The organism is Mesorhizobium sp. P5_C1 (assembly GCF_054049815.1).
The window spans coordinates 1-1,614 of sequence record NZ_JBFULQ010000866.1; the positions used below are offsets into that span (position 1 = coordinate 1).

Genomic DNA, 1,614 nt, shown 5'->3' on the forward strand with positions numbered 1-1,614 from the left:
CCTGAAGGATGATACCTATGGGGAAGCCAAGCGCTTCTTCGAACTGACTGAATGGCAATTGCACGACGTCGTCTGYAGTTGTCATGTCGGGACTACGATGAGAGGGCAATGGGTTGCTGCAAGGGTCCGCCGGATAATCGGTGGCAACAGGTTCTTTAATTGGCTCAGAGAGAGAATGTGGCACTGAGGCAGACTGCGATTGCGGGGAGCGGCGTTCCTTCGTCCCGTGTGTCCTGGGAAGAACTTTCAGCCGCAGCTGCTATTGCATCTGAGGCAAGCGGGCTCTGCGACGATAGGCCTGGCACCGCAATCGCATTGACAGATATGGCGTTGGGGGTACGCTTCGCAAATGGCGCGCGCAGCGACACTTGAGCGCTTGCCAAAATAATGAGATTGGGCCGGTCGTCAGCCTGCGCGATAAGGGCTATCTGCCGAAGAGATGAATGATTAAGTGTTTGCATTGCACCAATCTCGGCGCGAAAGAAACACTTAGATGAGCCGAGGGCCCGGCCGAATTCACCATCGAGCAATTGATGGAAGAGCGATCCGACGACATGCTACTGGTCTCGGACTTGGTTGCTGCTTGCGGCCGGCGGTCGCGCCCAGCGGCCTTGCAATCCGAGCAGCCGAAAAAGCCGGACCAGATCCCAATGGAGCTCCGTTTAAGGGTCGCCGCAAACAGGATTGATCTCAGTAGATGGGGTATTCGGCTTGCGCCCCTTCTTCAATGGTGACGCAGGAAGGTGCTGSGCTTCGAGCTGATGATAGAACGGGGGTCTGTCCAAACAGCCACAAGCATCAGGAAAGGAAGCGCAGCATGAAGCACTTWATCGGCCTCGAYGTCGCGGTGAAAGAGACSGCGGTTTGYATTGTCGATGAATCTRGCAGGATCTGCCGYGAGGTGAAGGTCGWCAGCCACTGCGACGRTCTCYTMGCCGTCCTGAAGGATCCTGCCTTGACCATTGAACGGGTCGGYCTCGAGGCCGGGCCCATGTCGCAATSGCTTTTCGAGGGGCTGGCGTGCGCCGGGTTGCCGGTCATCTGCATCGAGACGCGTCATGTGAAAGCGTTCCTGAGCAGCCGAACAAGACCGACCGATCGCATTGACGCGCGCGGCATCGCGCAGATGATGCGAGTCAACCTGTACCGCCCGGTGCATGTGAGTCGCTCACAAGCCAGAAGCGGCGGGCACTCTTGACGGCCCGCAAGCTGCCGTAGGGAAAGGCGATCGCCATCGAGAACGACATCCGCGGTCTTCTGCGCAGAAAGCAAGCGCGTTGGATGCATATCCCTGTGCGGGGACGGCATGATGCGGACGTTGCTCTATCAGGCACCACAAACGCTGATGACTCGCGTGACGAAATGGTCGTGGCTCAAGGCCTCGGCGATGAACGTCGCCAAGCGGCGCGGGATGCGCAAAGCAATTGTCGCCTGGCAGTCGTCATGCATCGCATGTGGCTGGACGGCACCGAGTTCCGCTGGACGAGGGAAACCATGGCGTCAGCCACCTGATCTAGAAGGCCAGAAAGGAGAGAGACAGAGTTCCGCTCGCTGGCGGACGGACGTCCTTCGCAGGACGATGGATGAGGCGAGCTCGCTGAGACACTCGTACTG

2 pseudogenes are annotated in these 1,614 nt (G+C 58.7%); both read left to right on the plus strand.

The window, feature by feature from the left end:
• Nucleotides 1-187, plus strand: a pseudogene (locus tag ACXJ7R_RS32080) (hypothetical protein); the annotation flags it as partial.
• A 630-nt stretch (nt 188-817) separates the two neighbouring features.
• Nucleotides 818-1,512 (plus strand): annotated as a pseudogene (locus ACXJ7R_RS32085) (IS110 family transposase).
• Nucleotides 1,513-1,614: the final 102 nt, after the last annotated feature.